1 protein-coding gene is annotated in these 614 nt (G+C 37.8%); it reads right to left on the bottom strand.

Annotated features, from left to right (window positions below):
- Positions 1-87 precede the first annotated feature (87 nt).
- A complete protein-coding gene (locus ACS8FD_RS22170) occupies positions 88-330 on the bottom strand; it encodes a hypothetical protein (protein ID WP_299217489.1) in 243 nt (80 codons plus the stop codon).
- Positions 331-614 lie beyond the last annotated feature (284 nt).

Raw genomic sequence — 614 nt, 5'->3', positions numbered from 1 at the left:
CGAACCGAAGCGTCAAGACTTAGCATTATTAGAATTAGAGAAAATCGTTAGCTCATAAAGGTTGGCTTTAATTGTAACAGACTTGAGCTAACCCCAAAAATGCCCAAAGGTCATAAACAGCCCAACGCTTAGTAGAATAAATGCCACAATAATTAAACGCTTAAACCAGTTAAAAGCTGGCAGACGCGTGGCATTGTCATCCGACATGAGGTATGCAAACAAGCACAGTAAGCTTGCTGCCAACGTCATAATCCCAAGGCCAATTGGTAAAATATAGAGGTATACTTGCCACACAGTCATCTCACAAACGGCTTCTATTAAGCGCATCATAGCAGTATCATGATTGTGCTGTCTGTATCTGACGCTACGCTAAATCAAAAATAGGCAATAAAAAAGGCTATTCTATAAAGAACAGCCTTTTTGCTATTACTATCATTAGTCTTAAATAAAAAGAGTCCAAACATTATAACGTGTCACTGATATAAATTTTACTTGCTTGCTGTGTCTACGCTGACAGAGGCTGCGCAAAATTTATCCCAGTAACACTGTATTTATTTTATAGTGGATTGATTATATCTAACAAATTAACGCATCGTCACAAACTCTTCTGAACC

This window comes from Psychrobacter sp. 1U2, from assembly GCF_051847575.1.
The sequence above is the reverse complement of the archived record's forward strand: the minus strand, read 5'-3'. Positions and strand labels throughout refer to the sequence as shown.